We start from the raw sequence: 15,786 nt of genomic DNA, 5'->3' as shown, positions 1-15,786 counted from the left end.
CTGCCCGCCTCGCTGTCAACGCCTACGATCGCGGGATGTTGCCGCTGTACGTCGATGCGCAGATGCTGGTGCTGGACAAGCCGCCGGGCCTGCTGTCCGTGCCGGGGCGCACCGAACCCGACTGCCTCGCCACCCGCGCGCAGGCGCTGTGGCCCGACGCGCTGGTGGTGCACCGGCTCGACCAGGCCACCTCCGGGGTGTGGGTGATGGCGCGCGGCCTGCCGGCCCAGCGGGCGCTGGGCCTGGCGTTCGAGCGGCGCCGCGTGCACAAGACCTACGTCGCCGTGGTCGAGGGCGAGGTGGCCGGCGATGCGGGCAGCATCGAGCTGCCGCTGATCGTGGACTGGCCGAACCGGCCCCGGCAGGTGGTCGACCACGATCGCGGCAAGCCGGCGCTGACGCACTGGCGCGTGCTCGACCGTGCCGATGGGCGCACGCGGCTGCAGCTGCAACCGGTGACGGGCCGCTCGCACCAGCTGCGGGTGCACCTGCAGGCGCTGGGCCACCCCATCGTCGGCGACGACCTGTACGGCACTGCGGGCCCGCGCCTGCTGCTGCACGCACAGGCCCTTCAGGTGCCCCACCCTGCCGATGGCCGCGCCATGCACTTCGAGAGCCCGGTGCCGTTTTGACATCGGCCGCCCTGGGTTAGCCTCGCGGCATGAAACTCTTCATCGTCACCGGCGCGTCGCGCGGCCTGGGCCGCGCCATCGCCGAACAGCTGCTGCAACCGGGCCACCACGTGCTGGCCATCGCCCGCCGCACCGACCCGGCCCTGGAGACGCTGGCCCACGAACGCGGCGCACGGGTCACCGCCTGGTCGCAGGACCTCGCCGATGCACCGGCGGCGGCGCAGCGGCTGGCCACGTGGCTGGCCCAGCAGCCGGCGGCCGACGCGGTGCTGATCAACAACGCCGCCGCGCTGTCTACGCCCGCCCCGCTGGGCGACAGCGCGCTCGACGAGCTGAGCCTGGCGGCCCGCGTCGGGCTGGAGGCGCCCTTGCTGCTGAGTGCCGCTTTCCTGCAGGCCACGCGCAGCTGGGGCACCGACCGCCGCATCCTCAACATCTCGTCCGGCCTGGGCCGCCGGGCGATGGCCGGCAGCGCCAGCTACTGCGCCGTCAAGGCCGGCATGGACCACTTCTCGCGTGCGGTGGCGCTGGAGGAGGCGGCGCGGCCCGGCGGGGCCCGCATCGTCTCGCTCGCCCCCGGCATCATCGACACCGACATGCAGGTGCAGCTGCGCAGCGCCGACCGCAGCCGCTTCCCGGACGGTGCCCAGTTCGAGGCCTTCAAGACCGAAGGCCGGCTCGACAGCCCGGACGCTGCAGCGGCGAAGGTGCTGCGCTTCCTGGCCCGCGACGACTATGGGCAGGAGCCGGTGGGCGACGTTCGTCAGGCCTGATCGCCCGCCACGGCCAACCCGGGGCGATGCCAGAGCCAGCCCAGCCAGCGTTTGCGGGCCGGCTGTTGGAGAGCGCGCTGCCAGCGCAGGCGAGGTTCAGCGCTGTTCGCGGGCCGCGCGCTCGGCGTCTTCTCGGATGTGACGGGAGATGTAGCGCTGGAAGAACACCCCCATGCCGAGGGTGAAGGCGATCACGGCGGCGCTCAGCAGGCCGTAGTCGGTGGTAAAGAAGTCGCGAAGCGCGTGCATGGCGTGAACCTCCATGGGTATCGATGCGCCATCAGACACCCGATCGGCCCGCCCCGCCTTGCACGGGATCAAACCTCGCCGAGACAGACCCCGATCGCCTGCGCCGCGCGCCACAGCTCGTCGTCGGGCGGCACGCGGCGGTTGCGGTCGGCCACGTCGGCGATCGGCACCGCGGTGCAGGCGCTGCCCTGCAGCGCCACCATGTGGCCGAAGCGCCGCTGCTGCACCAACTGCGCTGCGGCCACGCCGAAGCGCGTGGCCAGCACGCGGTCGAAGGCCGTCGGCGTGCCGCCGCGCTGCACGTGGCCCAGCAGCGTGGTGCGCACCTCGCTGGCCACCAGCGGCTGCAGCCGCTGCTGCAGCCAGTGGCCGACGCCGCCCAGGCGGATCGGGTCGGGGCTGCTCTCGATGGTGCGCATCACGGTCATGGCCTCGCCCCGCGCCGCTGCGCCTTCGGCGATGCAGATCAACGTGTGACCGCCGGCCTGCTCGTTGGCGCGACAGCGCGCCGCCACGGCCTCCACGCTGAAGGGCTGCTCCGGAATCAGGATCACGTCGGCACCGCCAGCCAGACCGCCTTCCAGCGCGATCCAGCCGGCGTAGCGGCCCATGGTCTCGGCGATCATCACGCGGCCGTGGCTGCGCGCGGTGGTGGCCAGCCGGTCCAGCGCCTCGGCCACCACGGCCACCGCGCTGTCGAAGCCGAAGCTGCGTTCGTTGTGCGCGATGTCGTTGTCGATGGTCTTGGGCACGCCCACCACCGGCAGACCCAGGCGCTCGAAGCGATGCGCGATGCTCATCGTGCCGTCACCGCCGATGGCCACCAGCGCGTCCAGCCCCAGTTCGCGCACGTAGGCCATGGTGTCGGCCGAGACGTCGGCGCCGCCGGCACCGAACCAGGCGAACGGGTTGGCCTGGTTGTGCGTGCCCAGGATGGTGCCGCCCTCGGCCAGGATGCCGGCCACTGCGGCGGCGTCCAACGGCCGCACGCGGCGCTCCACCAGGCCGAGGAAGCCGCGCTCGATGCCGGTGACGCGCACGCCATCGGCCAGCAGCGCCAGCGTCACGGCACGGATCACCGCATTCAGCCCGGGGCAGTCGCCGCCCCCGGTGAGCACGCCGACGTGCATCACGCGGCCTCCATCCAGCCGGCCAGGTCGGCCTTGAGCTGCCGCAGATCGGCCTCGCGGGTGTACATCATGTGGCCGGCGTCGTAGTAGCGGTGAGTGATGCGCGCGTGCACCTCGGGTGGGATGTCCAGCTGCGCCAGCGACCAGTCGCTGGCGCTGTACGGCGTGCCCAGGTCGTAGCGGCCGCTGGCCACCAGCACCTTGAGCAGCGGGTTGCGGCGCAGCGCGCGCGAGAGGTCGGGCGCCGTGGTCGTGAAGGCGTTGCCCTGGGCGTCGCCACGGTTCCAGTTCCAGGCCTTGTGCGTGTCGTGGCTCAGCACCTCGTAGCGCACGTCGCGCTGCAGGCCCAGGGCTTCAGCGAACCAGGCCATGCCGGCCATGGTGTAGGCCGGGGCGATGGCCTCGATGCCGGGGTCGAACTCCCAATCGCGCGTGCGGCTGGCGGCCATCGGCCCGGTGCCACGCGACTCCAGCCGGCCGACGATGCGGCCCTGGTCGCGCATCGCCTCGAAGAAGAAGGTGGCGTCGCTGATGCGCAGGTTCTTGGCCTCCACCAGCGCACGCGGCAGGCCGGTGAGTTCCGCCACGCGGCGGGCGATGCGTGCGCGCCGGTCGTGCGACAGGCGCGCGCCGGCCTGCAGCGCCGCCACGTAGTCGTCGGCGACGAAGGCTTCGGCCGCCGCACGCGCGGCTTCCGGCGACGCCGCCAATGTGCCCTTGAGCAGGCCGTGGTACTGGGCCGTGTTGGCGAACGCCGGCAGGAACAGCCCGTACGGCAGATCATTGCCGTGGGCGAAGACCAGGCTTTGCAGGTCCATGGCGCAGGACACCAGGATCAGGCCGCTGAGCTGCACGCCCATGCCCTGCAGCGTGTCGGCCATGGCCGCTGCACGCGTGGTGCCGTAGCTCTCGCCGGCCAGGTAGACCGGCGAACCCCAGCGGCGGTGGCGCGTTAGCCAGACGCGGATCACCTCGGCCAGGGCCGCCACGTCACCGTCCACCGACAGCAGGCCCTTGCGCGCGTCCTCGCCCGCGGCCACCGACCAGCCGGTGTGCGGCGGGTCGACGAAGACGAGGTCGAAGTGCTCGAACCAGGTGTGCGGATTGTCCACCACCGCGTGCGGGGCCGGCGCCGCGCTGGCGTCGTCGGGCACGACCACGCGCTTGGGGCCGAGCGCGCCCAGGTGCAACCAGATCGAGGCCGACCCGGGCCCGCCGTTGAAGGCAAAGCACACCGGCCGCTGCGCCGGTGCGGCGCCCTGCAGCAGGTAGTGCGTTGCCATCACCGCCGCCTCGGGCGGCGCGGCGTCGTGCCCTTTGGCGGCCACCGGCAGGAAGGCCGCCCCCAGGGCGTAGTCCAGCCCGCGGCCGCTGGCGAGCTTCACGTGGCCGGTGCTGCCTGGCGGCTGCAGGGCCAGCAGTTCATCCAGCCGGGCCCGTTGACGGGCTGCCTTGTCGTCGTTGTCCGGGGTCTTGGCGTCGCTCATCTCCAGGCCTTCGAAGGATTGCAGTGCCGCGGCACGATACCGCAGCACCGGGATAATCCGGCGATGCCTCCCACGTCCGACGCGCCTGGCGCGCAGCCACCCCAGCGCCCCCAGCGGCACCTGGTGCGCATCTTCGTCACGGGCCTGCTGGCGGCGCTGCCGCTGGCCGCCACCGTGGCCATCTTCTGGTGGGCCGCCAGCGTGCTGATCCGCTGGCTGGGGCCGGACAGTGCGGTGGGTCGCGTGCTCGGCGCCGTGGGCCTGGGTGTCACCGGCTCGGAGGTGGCGGGTTACGCCATCGGCGTGGCGCTGGTGGCGGCGGCGATCTTCGGCCTCGGGCTGCTGGTGGAGGCCGGCCTGCAGCGTGGGCTCACGCGAGCGATCGATGCCGTGCTCGAGCGCATCCCGCTGGTGCGCAGCGTGTACGACCTGGCGCGGCGCATCGTGGCCATGGTCGGCCAGCGCGACGGCGAAGCACCGGGCATGAACTCGATGAGTGCCGTCTGGTGCCACTTCGGTGGCGCGCCGGCCGACGGCGAGCCCGGCCGCGCCGCGGTGCTGGGCCTGCTGTCCACGCGCGAGCCGGTGTGGATCGACGGCCGCGCCTACATGGGCGTGATCGTGCCCACCGCGCCGGTGCCGGTGGGTGGCGGGTTGCTGTTCCTGCCGCAGGACTGGGTGCGCCCGGCGGAGGTGGGTTTCGAGGCGCTGACCAGCATCTACGTGTCGATGGGACTGACCTCGCCGCAGCACCTGCGGCAGTCCGGAGTGACCGCCGCGCAGCCCTGAGGACAGCCCGTGGGCGGGCAGCCGGCTTTACATTCCGATGCACCCGGGCGGACAACCGGGTTCATGCTCGGGCGTTGAGAGCCGCATGCGCGCACATTGCCGCGCGCCCCACCAGGAGGAACTGCCGATGAATCCGATCGCCATCCGTCGCCCGACGCTCGCGCTGTGGCCGCTGAGCGCCGCACTGTGTGCACTGGCCCTGTTGGCCACCCCCGCCGCCGAGGCCCGCGAGACCACGGTCACCGGTCCCCAGGGCAAGACCGCCACGCGCGAGGTCGAGCGCCAAAAGGGCAGCGTCAGCACCACGACCACCGGCACCGAAGGCAAGACGCGCACACGGGAGCTGTCGCGTGACAAGTCGGGCGCCAATGCCACGGTCACGCGCCGCGACGGCAGCACGGTGACGCGGGAGACCGAACGCACCGAAGGCGGTTCCACGTCCACGCTCACCGGCAGCAAGGGCGGCTCGGCTACGGCCGAGACCACGCGCACCGAAACGGGCTCCACCACCACCGTCACCGGTGCCAACGGCAAGACGGCAACGGTGGAGCATGAGCGCGGCACCTTGCGCGACAAGCTCAAGGCCAAGCGCGAGAGCAAGCAGTAGCGGCGTCACCGGACGTCGCGCCACCGCGTACGCCAGCGTCCGGCGGCGGATCAGCCGCCGATCAGTTGCGCATAGCGGCCGAGGTCGACGTTGCCGCCGCTGACGATGATGCCGACGCGCTGACCGCGCCAGTCCAGGCCCGCCAGCGTGCCGGGCCCGCACAGGGGACCGTCAGGGTCCATCACCGCCGCGGCGGCCAGGCAGCCGGTGGGCTCCACCACCTGCTTCATGCGCTCGGCGAAGAAGCGCATCGTGCGCACCAGCTGGTCGTCGTTCACCGTCAGCACGCCACGCACCAGGGCCTGGATCACCGGGAAGGTGAGCTGGCCGCTGTGCTGGGTCTGCGCCCCGTCGGCGATGGTGCGCGGCGTGTCGATGTGCACGATCTCGCCGCGCGCCAGGCTCTGCTGCGTGTCGTCACCGGCTTCGGGTTCCACGCCCCAGACGGTGATGCCCGGGCGCAGCCCGTGGGCCGCCACCGCGCAGCCGGCGATCAGGCCACCGCCGCCCACGCAGACCACCAGGGCATCGAGGTCGGGCACGTCCTGCAGCAGTTCCAGCGCCGCCGTGCCCTGGCCCGCCATCACGTGGGGGTGGTCGTACGGCGGGATCAGGGTGAGCCCGCGTTCCGCCGCCAGCCGGCGGCCGATGGCCTCGCGGTCCTCGGTGTAGCGGTCGTAGAGGATGACCTCGCTGCCCGCCTGCCCGGCCTGGTAGCCGCGCGTGGCGGCCAGCTTGGCCGGCGGCGCGTCCTGCGGCATCACGATCACCGACGGGATGCCCAGCAGCCGCGCCGACAACGCAATGGCCTGCGCGTGGTTTCCGGAGCTGAAGGCGATGACGCCTGCGCGCCGCTGTGCGGGTGAGAACTGCGCCAGCGCGTTGTACGCGCCACGGAACTTGAACGCGCCGATGCGCTGCAGGTGTTCGCCTTTGAAGAACAGCTGAGCGCCGGTGCGGTCGTTGGCGGTATGAGAGGTGAGCACCGGCGTGCGGTGGGCCACGCCGGCCAGGCGGGCGGCCGCGGCTTGGACGTCGTCGAGGGTGATGGCCAAGGGAGAAGGCGTCATGCAGCGATGCTACGGCCCCTGGAAGCCACCGCGCCGGAAGGTCAGCACCAGCGTGTCGCGGTGGGCCGGTGCATCGGGCTCGCCGTCGGGCTGGATCGGCGTGCTCTCGTGGATCACGCGTTCATCGTCCAGCAGCAGCGCGCTCCAGGGTTCGGCCAGCGTGAAGCGCAGGCCCTGCGGCCCGCGCGCGTCGAAGACCCGGGTCTCGCCGCCCTTGATGCCGGTGCGCGCCACCAGCACCACCACCACCAGGTCCACACCGTCGCGGTGCGCGCCCTCGGGCGTGGGCCGGCCGATGCCGCCGGTGCAGTCGATGCGGAAGGGGTGCGCTTCGACGAACCAGCGCTGCGGACCTTGGCCCTCGCAGCCGCGCAGCGCGTCGGCCGTGGCAGCCAGTCCGGCCAGCAGGCGGTGCCAAGCCGGGTCGGCCTGCAGCGATGCCGGCAAAGGGTCGAACCAGCGCTCGATGCCGCCGTGCAGCGCGTTGTATTCCACCGGCTGCCAGTGCGCCCGGTGCGGCACCGGCTCCACCCGGCCGCCTTCGACGACGAAACAGCCATGGCGCCGGTAGCGGTAGCGGCCGCCGTCGCGCAGGTGGGCGTCGGGCGGCAGGTCGCCCCACAGCGGCTGCCAGCGGGCCTCGTCCTGCGCATCGACCCCCGCGAGCGCCTGCAGCGACGCAGCGTCCAGCACCGCATAGCCGGCACTGGCCAGCTGGGTGTCGAGGTCGCGCAGGGCGGTCAGCGGCGGGGTCGGGCTCATGGAGGCGAGGCAGCGTCAGGGATGGCGATTCTGGAGTGTGCACTCCAATCGTGCGTCAGCCTGGGGTGGGGTTGTGGCGTTAGGGTGTCACCATGAACGCCAGGCATCCCTCCACCGACGGACCCGTGGGCCTGCTCGCGTTGATCGACTTCAAGTGGCTGATGACCGCGGAGGGCCTGGCCGTCAACGTCGACCGCCTGCGCCAGGACGCCGGCTACGCGCAGACGGTGTTCGACGCTGCCGATGCCTCCGGCAATGTGGTGCTGCGCCGCATCGCCGGCGAACTGCGCGAGCGCCTGGCCGCCGCATCGGCGCCCTGATCAGGCGCCGTAGCGCGCCGACGCCAGCGCGGCCCCGGCCGCCAATGCCTTGAGCTTGGCCTCGGCCACGGCGCGCCGCATCGGCGCCAGGCCGCAGTTGGTGCAGGCGATGAGCCGCTCCCGCGCCACGTGCTGCAGCGCGCGGCCGATGGTGTCGGCCACCTCCTCCGGCGTTTCCACCACGTCGCTGGCAACGTCGATGACGCCCACCATCAGATCCTTGCCCGGCAGCAGCGCCATCAGCTCCGGCGGCACATGGGAGTGGATGCACTCCAGCGACACCTGGTCGATGCGGCTGGCCGCCAGCGCCGGGAACACCTGCTCGTACTGCCGCCACTGCTCGCCCAGCGTCTGCTTCCACTGCACGTTGGCCGGGATACCGTAGCCGTAGCAGATGTGCACCGCGGTCTTGCAGGTCAGGCCCTGCGCGGCGCGCTCCAGCGCCTTCACGCCCCAGTCGGCCGCCTCGGCCATGTAGACGTTGAAGGCTGGCTCGTCGAACTGCACCACATCCACGCCGTCGGCCTGCAGCGCCAGCGCCTCCTGATTCAGCAGTTCGGCGAAGGCGAAGGCCAGCTGCACGCGGTCGCCGAAGTGGCGGTCGGCCACCGTGTCCACCAGCGTCATCGGGCCCGGCAGCGTGAACTTCACCGGCCGCGTGGTGTGGGCCCGCAGGAACTGCGCCTCCGGCGCATGCACGCGGCCCTTCAGCGTCGGAGCGGCCACCACCTGCGGCACCATGGCCTTGTAGCGGTCGTTGCGGATGCCCATCTCGACCTTGTGCTCGAAGTCGATGCCGTCCACCTGCTCCAGGAAGCCGTGCACGAAGTGCTGGCGGCTCATCTCGCCGTCGCCGATCACGCTCAGGCCCGCGTCCTCCTGCTGCTTGATCCAGACCAGCGTGGCGTCGAGCTTGGCCTGGGCCAGCGCGTCGCCCTTGGCGCGCCATTGCGGCCAGAGCTTGTCGGTTTCGGCGAGCCAGGCGGGCTTGGGCAGGCTGCCGGCGATGGTGGACGGGAACATGGTCGACTCCTCGGGATGACCACCACAGGCTAATCGATCGCGGCTGACGCAGAATCGGCATCACCCCGATGGCCGAACCCTCGATCCGCGCGACGCTGCAGCACGTCGCCTTCCGCACGCTGCTGGGGGGCGGCACGCTGTACTTCATCGGCAACTTCATGCAGTCCACGGCGGCGGCATGGATGATGGTCGAACTCACCGGCTCGTCCTTCCTGGCCGCGCTGGTGCAGACCGCGGTCTTCCTCCCGATGTTCCTGCTCGCCCTGCCCGCCGGCGTGCTGGGCGACATCGCCGACCGCCGCCGGCTGATGCTGGGGGCGATGGCGGCACAGGCGGTGGCCGTGGCCCTGCTGGCGGTGCTGGGGCTGCTGGGCAAGGCCGGGCCGGCCAGCGTGCTGTTCCTGATCTTCGTGGCCGGCTGCTGCACGGCGCTGATGTCGCCGTCGTGGAACACCGGCCTGGCGGAGTCGGTGCCGCGCGAGGACCTGCCGCAGGCGATCACGTTGGTGGGCATCGCCTACAACGCGGCGCGGGCGCTGGGGCCGGCCTTCGCCGGCGCGGTGTATGCCGTCGGCGGTGCCGGGCCGAACTTCGCCGCGGCCTTCATTGGCGTCGGGCTGATGGCCTGGTCGGTGCACCGCTTCCCGCCGGCGCCGCACCCGCCGTCGCGCCTGCCGGCCGAACGGCTGTGGGGCGGCATGGCCAGCGGGCTGCGCTTCGCCTGGCATTCACCGGCGGTGTTCGCGCAGCTGGTGCGCACCGTGGCCTACGCGGCGGCGGGCTCGGCGCTGTGGGCGCTCCTGCCCGCCATCGCGGCGCAGCGGCTGGGCATGGGGGCGGCCGGTTTCGGTTTCCTGATGGGCTGCATGGGCACCGGCGCCGTGGCCGCCGGCTTCCTGATCGGCCGCTGGCGCGTGCGCTACGGCCTGGAGCGCCTGGTGGCCGGCGGCTGCATCGTGTTCGCACTGGCGATGCTGGCCGCGGCACTGGTGCAGTGGCGCTGGGGGGTGTATGCGGCGCTGTTCGCGGCCGGTTCGGCCTGGATGGCGGTGATGTCCACCTTCAACACCGCCACCCAGACCAGCGCGCCGGGCTGGGTGCGCTCGCGCGCGCTGGCCATGCACACGCTGTGCGCGCTGGGCAGCTTCGCGATGGGCTCGGCGCTGTGGGGTGCGGCGTCGGACATCGTCGGCCTGCAGCCGGCCCTCTGCGCCGCGGCGGCGCTGATGCTGGCCGGCCCGCTGCTGGCGCGCCGCTACCCGCTGCGCATGGGCGAGGCGCACGACGTGACCCAGGCCGTGCCCTGGGAGGACCTGTTCGTCGCCCACGAGCCCAACCCCGAGGCCGGCCCGGTGGCGGTGGAGATCCGCTACCGCGTGCGGCCCGAGGACACCGACGCCTTCCTCGACACGATCGCCGAGCTGCGGGCGCCGCGGCGGCGCGACGGTGCGGCCTTCTGGCGCGTCTACCGCGACCTGTCGGACCCCACGCGCTTCGTCGAGCGCTTCATCGTCGAGTCCTGGGCCGATTACCTGCACCAGCGCGCACGGCAGACGCTGGCCGACCAGGCGCTGGAGGCGCGCGTGCGCGCCTTCGTGCCGCCGGGCGAGGCGGTCACGACGGCGCACTACATCGCCGAGCGCTGACCCGCGTCAGGCCGGCACCGCTGGCCGCCGGCCACGGCCCGTGACCCAGCGCAGCAGGCGGGCAAGCGCCCGGTAGACGGCCCGAATGCCCATCAGCGCGAGCACTGCCTCCACCAACGTCATCACGAACGCCAGCGCCACCGGCATGGCCTCGCAGCGGCGGTGGAACTTGGCCACCGCACGGTCGCGCGCGGTCTCGATGCTGTCGTAGAAGCTGGGGATGACCAGAAGCGTCAGGAACGTGCTGGTGATCACGCCGCCGATGATGGCCACCGCCATCGGGCGGTAGAACTCGCCACCCTCGCCCACGCCGATGGCCACCGGCAGCATGCCGGCCACCAGCGCGAAGGTGGTCATCAGGATGGGCCGCAGCCGCTGCTTGCCGGCCTCCACCAGCGCCTCCTCGCGGTCCATGCCCTCGGCCTCGCGCACGCGCGCCGCGTCCAGCAACAGGATGGCGTTCTTGGCCACGAGGCCCATCAGCATGATGACGCCGATCAGGCTCATCAGGTTCAGGGTGCCGCCGGTGAGCAGCAGCGCAACGACGACACCGATCAGGCTCAGCGGCAGCGACAGCATCACGCCCATCGGCGCGGTGAAGCTGCCGAACTGCATCACCAGGATCAGGTACATCAGCGCGATGCCCGAGATCAGCGCGATGCCCATGTCGGCGAAGACCTCCTGCTGGTCGCGTGAGGCGCCATCCAGTTCCAGCCCGTAGCCGGGCGGGAAGTCCATGCTGCGCGCCAGCTTCAGCGCGTCGGCCGTCACCTCGCCGGGGCTGCGGCCCTGCGCGTTGGCCGCCACCGAGATCGTGCGCTTGCCGTCGGCGTGCTGGATCTGGCTGGGGCCGCGGCCCATCGTCACGGTGGCGATCTGCTCCAGCGGCACCATGCGGTTGCTGCCGCTCACCGCGATCGGCAGGCGCTCGATGTTGGTCGCCTCCACGCGGTCGTCCGGGTGCAGGCGCACGGCCACGTCGCGCGTCTCGCCGTTGGGGTCCACCCAGTCGCCGGCCTCGACACCGGCGAAGGCCACGCGCAGCGCCTGCGCCGCGTCGGCCACCGAGATGCCCAGCGTGTTGGCCAGCCCGCGGTCCAGCTCGATCTGCATCTCCACCTGCGGATCCTGCTGCGACAGGCCGACGTCCACCGCACCGGGCACCTGGCGCAGCTGGTCCATGTAGCGTTGCGTCAGGTCGGTCAGCACCCGCGAATCCGGGCCGGTGAAGCGGATCTGCACCGGCTTCTGCACGCCGTTGTTCAGGTCCTCGATGACCACGTACTCGGCGCCGACCAGGCGCTTCAGTCGTTCCCGCAGGTCGCCGGCGATCTCCAGCGCGCTGCGCTGGCGCTCGGTGCTCTTGCCCAGGTCCACGTAGACGCGGCCGCCGTTGGGGTTGGCCGAGCTGTTGGTGGCGCGCACCTCGGGAATCTCGCGCGCCAGCGCGGCCGAGGCCTCGACCTTCAGTTTCGCGTAGTGCAGGCTGCTGCTCGGCGGCGTGCGCACGTCGATGGCGATCGTGCCGCCGTCGGCCGCCGGCAGGAAGCTGGAGCCGCCGAACTTGCCCTGCAGCACCACCGCCGCCACCAGGCTGGCGATGGCGAAGAAGGCCATCCAGCGCCGGTGGTGCAGCGCCCATTCGATGACCCGGCCGTAGCCCACCGCCTGGTGGTCGAACCAGGTGTTGAAGCGTTGCAGCAGCTTGCTGATGCCGCGCTTGGGCGCCTGGTGGTGGCCCGGCGGGTCGCCCCAGTAGGCCGAGAGCATCGGGTCGAGCGTGAAGCTGATGAACAGGCTCACCAGCACCGAAGCCACCACCGTCAGGCCGAAGGGCCGGAACCACTCGCCCGACACGCCGGGCATGAAGGCCACGGGAATGAACACGGCCACGATGGAGAACGTGGTGGCGGCCACCGCCAGGCCGATTTCCTTGGTGCCCTGCAGCGCGGCGGTGATGCGGTCGGCGCCGCGTTCCATGTGGCGCACGATGTTCTCGCGCACGACGATGGCGTCGTCGATCAGCACGCCGATCGCCAGCGACAGGCCCAGCAGGCTCATGAAGTTCAGCGTGAAGCCCGCCAGCCAGACGGCGATGAAGGCCGCCAGCACCGACGTGGGCAGCGACAGCGCCGTGATCAGCGTCGAGCGCCAGGAGTTCAGGAACAGGTAGACCACGAAGACCGTGAGCCCGGCGCCGAAAACCAGCGCGTGGATCACGTTGTAGAGGCTGTCCTCGGCCTCGCGGCCGCCATCGCGCGTGACCTCGAGCGTGGTGCCCTCGGGCAGTTCCTTGGCGATCTGGTCCACCAGCGCACGCACGCCCTTGGCCACGGTGACGGTGCTGGCATCGGCACTGCGCGTGACCGACAGGCCCACATTGGGGTTGCCGCTGCGGAACGACAGGCTGTCGCGCTCCGAGAAGCCGTCGCTGACCTCGGCGACGTCCGCCAGGCGAACGAGCTGGTCGCCACGACGCTTGACGACGATGCGGCCGAACTCCGTCGGCGTCTCGATGCGCCCGACCAGGCGGATGCTCTGGTCCTCCAGCGCGCCGCGCACCTTGCCCACCGGCGCGGTGGCGTTCTGCGCGCGGATGGCACCCACGACCTCGGTGACCGAGACCTCGAACTCGCGCAGCTTCTGCGCGCGCAGCAGCACCGAGAGCTCGCGCCGGAGCGCGCCGTTGACGCTGACCACGGCCACGCCCGCGATGCCACGGAAGCGGTCGGCCAGTTCGTCCTCGGCCAGGCGCGAGATCTCGGCGTGGCTCTTCACGCTGGACGACAGCGCCAACTGCATGATGGGCTGGGCGGCCGGGTCCATGCGCGTGAGCACCGGCTCGCGCATCTCCACCGGCAGCTTGTAGCGCACGCTGCCGATGGCATTGCGCACCTCGTCGGCGGCGACGATCAGGTCCTTGTCGAAGTCGAAGATCAGCACGATCTGCGCACTGCCTTCGCGTGCGGTGGAGCGCACCGTGTCGACGCCGGAGATGCCCTGCAGCGCCTTCTCGATGCGGTTGACCACCTCGCGCTCCACCGTCTCGGGGCTGGCGCCGGGATACGGCACGTTGACCACGAGCACCGGCTGCTCGACGTCGGGGATCTGGTTGACGCGCAGCTTGGACAGCGCGAGCAGGCCCAGGGCCATGAGCCCGATGATGATGACCACCATCGCGACCGGCTTCTTGACGCTGAAGTCGGAGAGCAGCATGTCGCCTCCTTACCTGGCGGCCGACGCCGCGGCGGATGCCATGGCCGCCGTCGTCTCGTAGGCCTGGCCGTCGGTCACCGCGCTGCCCGGGTTGCGCAGCACGCGGTCGCCTGCCTTCAGGCCTTCCAGGACCGGGAACTCGCCGCTGCGCGGATCACGGTCACCCACGCGCACGGCCACCTTCTGCAGCTTGCCGCCGTCGGCGCGCCACACGTGGGCCTGGTCGCCGGCGCGTACCAGCGCGCCCTCCGGCAGGGTCAGGGCCTGCACGTCGCCGCTGTCGATGCGGCCTTCGGCGAACAGCCCGGCCACGCGCGGCGCAGCGTCGGGGTCGGTGAACGCCACCATCACGCCCACCTGGCGGGTGGCGGTGTTGACCGCGGCGTCGATGCGCTCGATGCGGCCCTCGAACGGCGCGTCGCCGAAGCCGTTGATGCGGAAGCTCACCGCCTGGCCCAGCTTCAGCTCGCCCAGGCGGTCGGCCGACACCAGGCCCTCGAAGCGCATGCTGCGCGGGTCGATGACCTTGAGCAGTTCCTTGCCGACCTGGGCGGTGTCGCCGGTGGAGGCCTTGCGCTCGCTGACGACGCCGGCAAAGGGCGCGCGCACCAGCGTGCGCTGCAGCTGCTGGCGGGCCGAGACCACGCGCGCCCGGGCGGCGGCCAGTTCGCTCTGGGCCGCGTTGCGGCGCACCTCGGCGTCTTCCAGAGCCTGGGTGGAGGTCATGCCCTGGGCCTGCAGGGTCTTCAACCGCTCCACCGTGCGTTCGGCCTGCGCAAAGGCCTGGGTGGCCGCACGCAGCGCCTCCTCGGCAGACGACAGGCCATCGCGCAGCGAGGTGTCGTCCAGCCGCATCAGCAGGTCGCCGGCGCGTACCGTCTCGCCGTTGTCCTTGAGCACCTGCACGACGACCGCACTGACCTCGGCGCGCAGGTCGGCCCGGCGGGCGGGTTCCACCGAGCCGGTGATCACCGGCCCCTGGGCCAGCCGGCTGGGCGCCAGCGTGCGCAGGTCTTCCGGGGCCAGCAGCAGCACCGGCGGGGCTTCCTTGGCCTGGGGGGCGCCGGCAGGATCACCACCGGGACGGCCGCAGCCGGCCAGCAGGCCGGCGGACACCAGGAGAGTCAGGACGAGACGCATGGGGTTCCTCGAAGGTGGCCACGGCGCTTCATGGGCGCGGTGGCTCGGGGATGGTGACAAAGGCCGCGAGCGTAGCGTGACACGCCGCGGCCGCCCACCCCGAGGCGATGAATCGACCGCGTGGCGGCGCGAACGGCAACCTGGTGCGGACGGACGTCGCCGGCGGGACAGGGCCGTGCGGGCGCGGACGCCACAATCCTGCCATGGGAACGCTCTACCTCGTGCGCCATGGCCAGGCCAGCTTCGGCGCCGACGACTACGACCTGCTCAGCACCCTGGGCGAGCGGCAATGCCGGCGCCTGGGTGAGCACCTGCGCGGCCGCGGTCTGGTCTGGCAGGCCAGCTACAGCGGGACGTTGCGGCGCCAGGTGCAGTCGCTGGACGCCATCGCGCAAGGCCATGGCGAGGTGCCGGCGCCCACGCGGCTGCCCGGCCTCAACGAGTACGACAGCGAGGCCGTGGTGCGGGCGCTGTACGCCGAGATCCCGCCGCCGCCCGACCCGGCGGACAGCTTCCGCCACCACTTCCGCCTGCTGCGTGAAGGTCTGACGGCCTGGATGGCCGGCCGCACCACGCCGGCGGGCATGCCCACGCATGCCGACTTCGTGGCCGGGGTGCGTGAGGCGCTGGACCGCGTGCGCGAGCAGCACGACGGCGACGTGCTGATGGTCTCCAGCGGCGGCCCCATCGCCCACGCCGTGGGCCTGGTGCTGGGCCTGGCGGCGCCCGCGGTCATTGACCTGAACATGCGCCTGCGCAACAGCGCCGTCACCGAACTGCAGGTGACGCCGAAGCGGCACCTGCTGGTCAGCTTCAATGGCATCGGCCACCTGGAACAGGGGGTGGGGCCGGACTGGATCACCTACGCCTGAGCACTGCGCGGCGCGGACCGACTCGTCGCGGGGTGCCGCCGGTCTGACCTTGCGCAGACACGCCGGGCAT

General features: G+C 72.1%; 15 protein-coding genes. 7 read left to right on the top strand and 8 right to left on the bottom strand.

Going from position 1 to position 15,786, the window contains the following annotated elements; translation table 11 throughout:
• Positions 1-35 precede the first annotated feature (35 nt).
• Together ENE75_RS03420 and ENE75_RS03415 are read left to right on the top strand one after the other, a co-directional pair.
• Positions 36-632, top strand: coding sequence for an RluA family pseudouridine synthase (locus ENE75_RS03420; protein WP_128195616.1), 597 nt, complete (start codon positions 36-38; stop codon positions 630-632).
• 29 nt (positions 633-661) lie between these two features.
• Entirely contained in the window at positions 662-1,405 is a 744-nt protein-coding gene (locus ENE75_RS03415) for an SDR family NAD(P)-dependent oxidoreductase (RefSeq protein ID WP_128195614.1), read from the top strand.
• A gap of 96 nt (positions 1,406-1,501) precedes the next feature.
• On the opposite strand, the gene ENE75_RS03410 is transcribed toward ENE75_RS03415, so the two are convergent.
• The 3 genes from ENE75_RS03410 to ENE75_RS03400 all read right to left on the bottom strand — a co-directional run bounded on the left by ENE75_RS03410 (position 1,502) and on the right by ENE75_RS03400 (position 4,319).
• On the bottom strand, positions 1,502-1,654 hold the full coding sequence (locus ENE75_RS03410) for a DUF3149 domain-containing protein (RefSeq protein ID WP_128195612.1): 153 nt from the start codon (positions 1,652-1,654) through the stop codon (positions 1,502-1,504).
• A 68-nt stretch (positions 1,655-1,722) separates the two neighbouring features.
• Complete coding sequence (locus tag ENE75_RS03405) at positions 1,723-2,784, bottom strand: 6-phosphofructokinase (RefSeq protein WP_128195610.1); 1,062 nt, start codon at positions 2,782-2,784, stop codon at positions 1,723-1,725.
• Positions 2,784-4,319 (bottom strand): S10 family peptidase, encoded by a 1,536-nt coding sequence (locus tag ENE75_RS03400; protein ID WP_233258897.1) that lies wholly within the window; start codon positions 4,317-4,319, stop codon positions 2,784-2,786. Before ENE75_RS03400 ends, ENE75_RS03405 begins: the two co-directional genes overlap by 1 nt.
• Positions 4,320-4,334: 15 nt before the next feature.
• Between ENE75_RS03400 and ENE75_RS03395 the strand changes: the two genes are divergently transcribed.
• Both ENE75_RS03395 and ENE75_RS03390 read left to right on the top strand, forming a co-directional pair.
• Positions 4,335-5,060 (top strand): DUF502 domain-containing protein, encoded by a 726-nt coding sequence (locus tag ENE75_RS03395; RefSeq protein WP_128195608.1) that lies wholly within the window; start codon positions 4,335-4,337, stop codon positions 5,058-5,060.
• Between the two features lie 127 nt (positions 5,061-5,187).
• The gene (locus ENE75_RS03390) at positions 5,188-5,667 is read left to right on the top strand and encodes a hypothetical protein (protein WP_128195606.1); all 480 of its coding nucleotides are present in this window, start codon (positions 5,188-5,190) and stop codon (positions 5,665-5,667) included.
• A gap of 50 nt (positions 5,668-5,717) precedes the next feature.
• Here the strand turns inward: ENE75_RS03390 and ENE75_RS03385 are convergent, their stop codons facing one another.
• Both ENE75_RS03385 and ENE75_RS03380 read right to left on the bottom strand, forming a co-directional pair.
• Entirely contained in the window at positions 5,718-6,737 is a 1,020-nt protein-coding gene (locus tag ENE75_RS03385; protein ID WP_128195604.1) for a threo-3-hydroxy-L-aspartate ammonia-lyase, read from the bottom strand.
• Between the two features lie 9 nt (positions 6,738-6,746).
• Positions 6,747-7,499: a 2OG-Fe dioxygenase family protein gene (locus ENE75_RS03380; RefSeq protein WP_128195602.1), complete on the bottom strand. Its 753-nt coding sequence runs from the start codon at positions 7,497-7,499 to the stop codon at positions 6,747-6,749.
• A 92-nt stretch (positions 7,500-7,591) separates the two neighbouring features.
• Here ENE75_RS03380 and ENE75_RS03375 point away from each other — a divergent pair, with 92 nt between their 5' ends.
• Positions 7,592-7,819, top strand: a complete 228-nt coding sequence (locus ENE75_RS03375) for a hypothetical protein (protein WP_128195600.1) — start codon at positions 7,592-7,594, stop codon at positions 7,817-7,819.
• Here ENE75_RS03375 and ENE75_RS03370 read toward each other — a convergent pair whose 3' ends face one another.
• Complete coding sequence (locus ENE75_RS03370; protein WP_128195598.1) at positions 7,820-8,842, bottom strand: methionine synthase; 1,023 nt, start codon at positions 8,840-8,842, stop codon at positions 7,820-7,822.
• A gap of 68 nt (positions 8,843-8,910) precedes the next feature.
• On the opposite strand from ENE75_RS03370, the gene ENE75_RS03365 reads away from it, so the two are divergent.
• Positions 8,911-10,488, top strand: coding sequence for an MFS transporter (locus ENE75_RS03365; RefSeq protein WP_128195596.1), 1,578 nt, complete (start codon positions 8,911-8,913; stop codon positions 10,486-10,488).
• 6 nt (positions 10,489-10,494) lie between these two features.
• Here the strand turns inward: ENE75_RS03365 and ENE75_RS03360 are convergent, their stop codons facing one another.
• Entirely contained in the window at positions 10,495-13,704 is a 3,210-nt protein-coding gene (locus tag ENE75_RS03360; protein ID WP_128195594.1) for an efflux RND transporter permease subunit, read from the bottom strand.
• A 9-nt stretch (positions 13,705-13,713) separates the two neighbouring features.
• Positions 13,714-14,844 carry an efflux RND transporter periplasmic adaptor subunit gene (locus ENE75_RS03355; protein ID WP_128195592.1) on the bottom strand — a complete coding sequence of 377 codons (1,131 nt, stop codon included), beginning with the start codon at positions 14,842-14,844 and terminating at the stop codon, positions 13,714-13,716.
• Positions 14,845-15,047: 203 nt separating this feature from the next.
• Between ENE75_RS03355 and ENE75_RS03350 the strand changes: the two genes are divergently transcribed.
• A complete protein-coding gene (locus ENE75_RS03350) occupies positions 15,048-15,716 on the top strand; it encodes a histidine phosphatase family protein (protein ID WP_128195590.1) in 669 nt (222 codons plus the stop codon).
• Positions 15,717-15,786: the final 70 nt, after the last annotated feature.

The sequence above is a fragment of the Rubrivivax albus genome (assembly GCF_004016515.1).
Lineage (GTDB): Bacteria > Pseudomonadota > Gammaproteobacteria > Burkholderiales > Burkholderiaceae_C > Rubrivivax > Rubrivivax albus.
The sequence above is the reverse complement of the archived record's forward strand: the minus strand, read 5'-3'. Positions and strand labels throughout refer to the sequence as shown.

Excerpts from the sequence above, each read along its gene's own strand:
- ENE75_RS03360 (WP_128195594.1), bottom strand. The coding sequence starts at position 13,704 with ATGCTGCTCTCCGACTTCAGCGTCAAGAAGCCGGTCGCGATGGTGGTC.
- ENE75_RS03350 (WP_128195590.1), top strand. The coding sequence starts at position 15,048 with ATGGGAACGCTCTACCTCGTGCGCCATGGCCAGGCCAGCTTCGGCGCC.
- ENE75_RS03415 (WP_128195614.1), top strand. The coding sequence starts at position 662 with ATGAAACTCTTCATCGTCACCGGCGCGTCGCGCGGCCTGGGCCGCGCC.
- ENE75_RS03390 (WP_128195606.1), top strand. The coding sequence starts at position 5,188 with ATGAATCCGATCGCCATCCGTCGCCCGACGCTCGCGCTGTGGCCGCTG.
- ENE75_RS03370 (WP_128195598.1), bottom strand. The coding sequence starts at position 8,842 with ATGTTCCCGTCCACCATCGCCGGCAGCCTGCCCAAGCCCGCCTGGCTC.
- ENE75_RS03410 (WP_128195612.1), bottom strand. The coding sequence starts at position 1,654 with ATGCACGCGCTTCGCGACTTCTTTACCACCGACTACGGCCTGCTGAGC.
- ENE75_RS03395 (WP_128195608.1), top strand. The coding sequence starts at position 4,335 with ATGCCTCCCACGTCCGACGCGCCTGGCGCGCAGCCACCCCAGCGCCCC.
- ENE75_RS03355 (WP_128195592.1), bottom strand. The coding sequence starts at position 14,844 with ATGCGTCTCGTCCTGACTCTCCTGGTGTCCGCCGGCCTGCTGGCCGGC.
- ENE75_RS03365 (WP_128195596.1), top strand. The coding sequence starts at position 8,911 with ATGGCCGAACCCTCGATCCGCGCGACGCTGCAGCACGTCGCCTTCCGC.
- ENE75_RS03375 (WP_128195600.1), top strand. The coding sequence starts at position 7,592 with ATGAACGCCAGGCATCCCTCCACCGACGGACCCGTGGGCCTGCTCGCG.
- ENE75_RS03385 (WP_128195604.1), bottom strand. The coding sequence starts at position 6,737 with ATGACGCCTTCTCCCTTGGCCATCACCCTCGACGACGTCCAAGCCGCG.
- ENE75_RS03380 (WP_128195602.1), bottom strand. The coding sequence starts at position 7,499 with ATGAGCCCGACCCCGCCGCTGACCGCCCTGCGCGACCTCGACACCCAG.
- ENE75_RS03405 (WP_128195610.1), bottom strand. The coding sequence starts at position 2,784 with ATGCACGTCGGCGTGCTCACCGGGGGCGGCGACTGCCCCGGGCTGAAT.
- ENE75_RS03420 (WP_128195616.1), top strand. The coding sequence starts at position 36 with ATGTTGCCGCTGTACGTCGATGCGCAGATGCTGGTGCTGGACAAGCCG.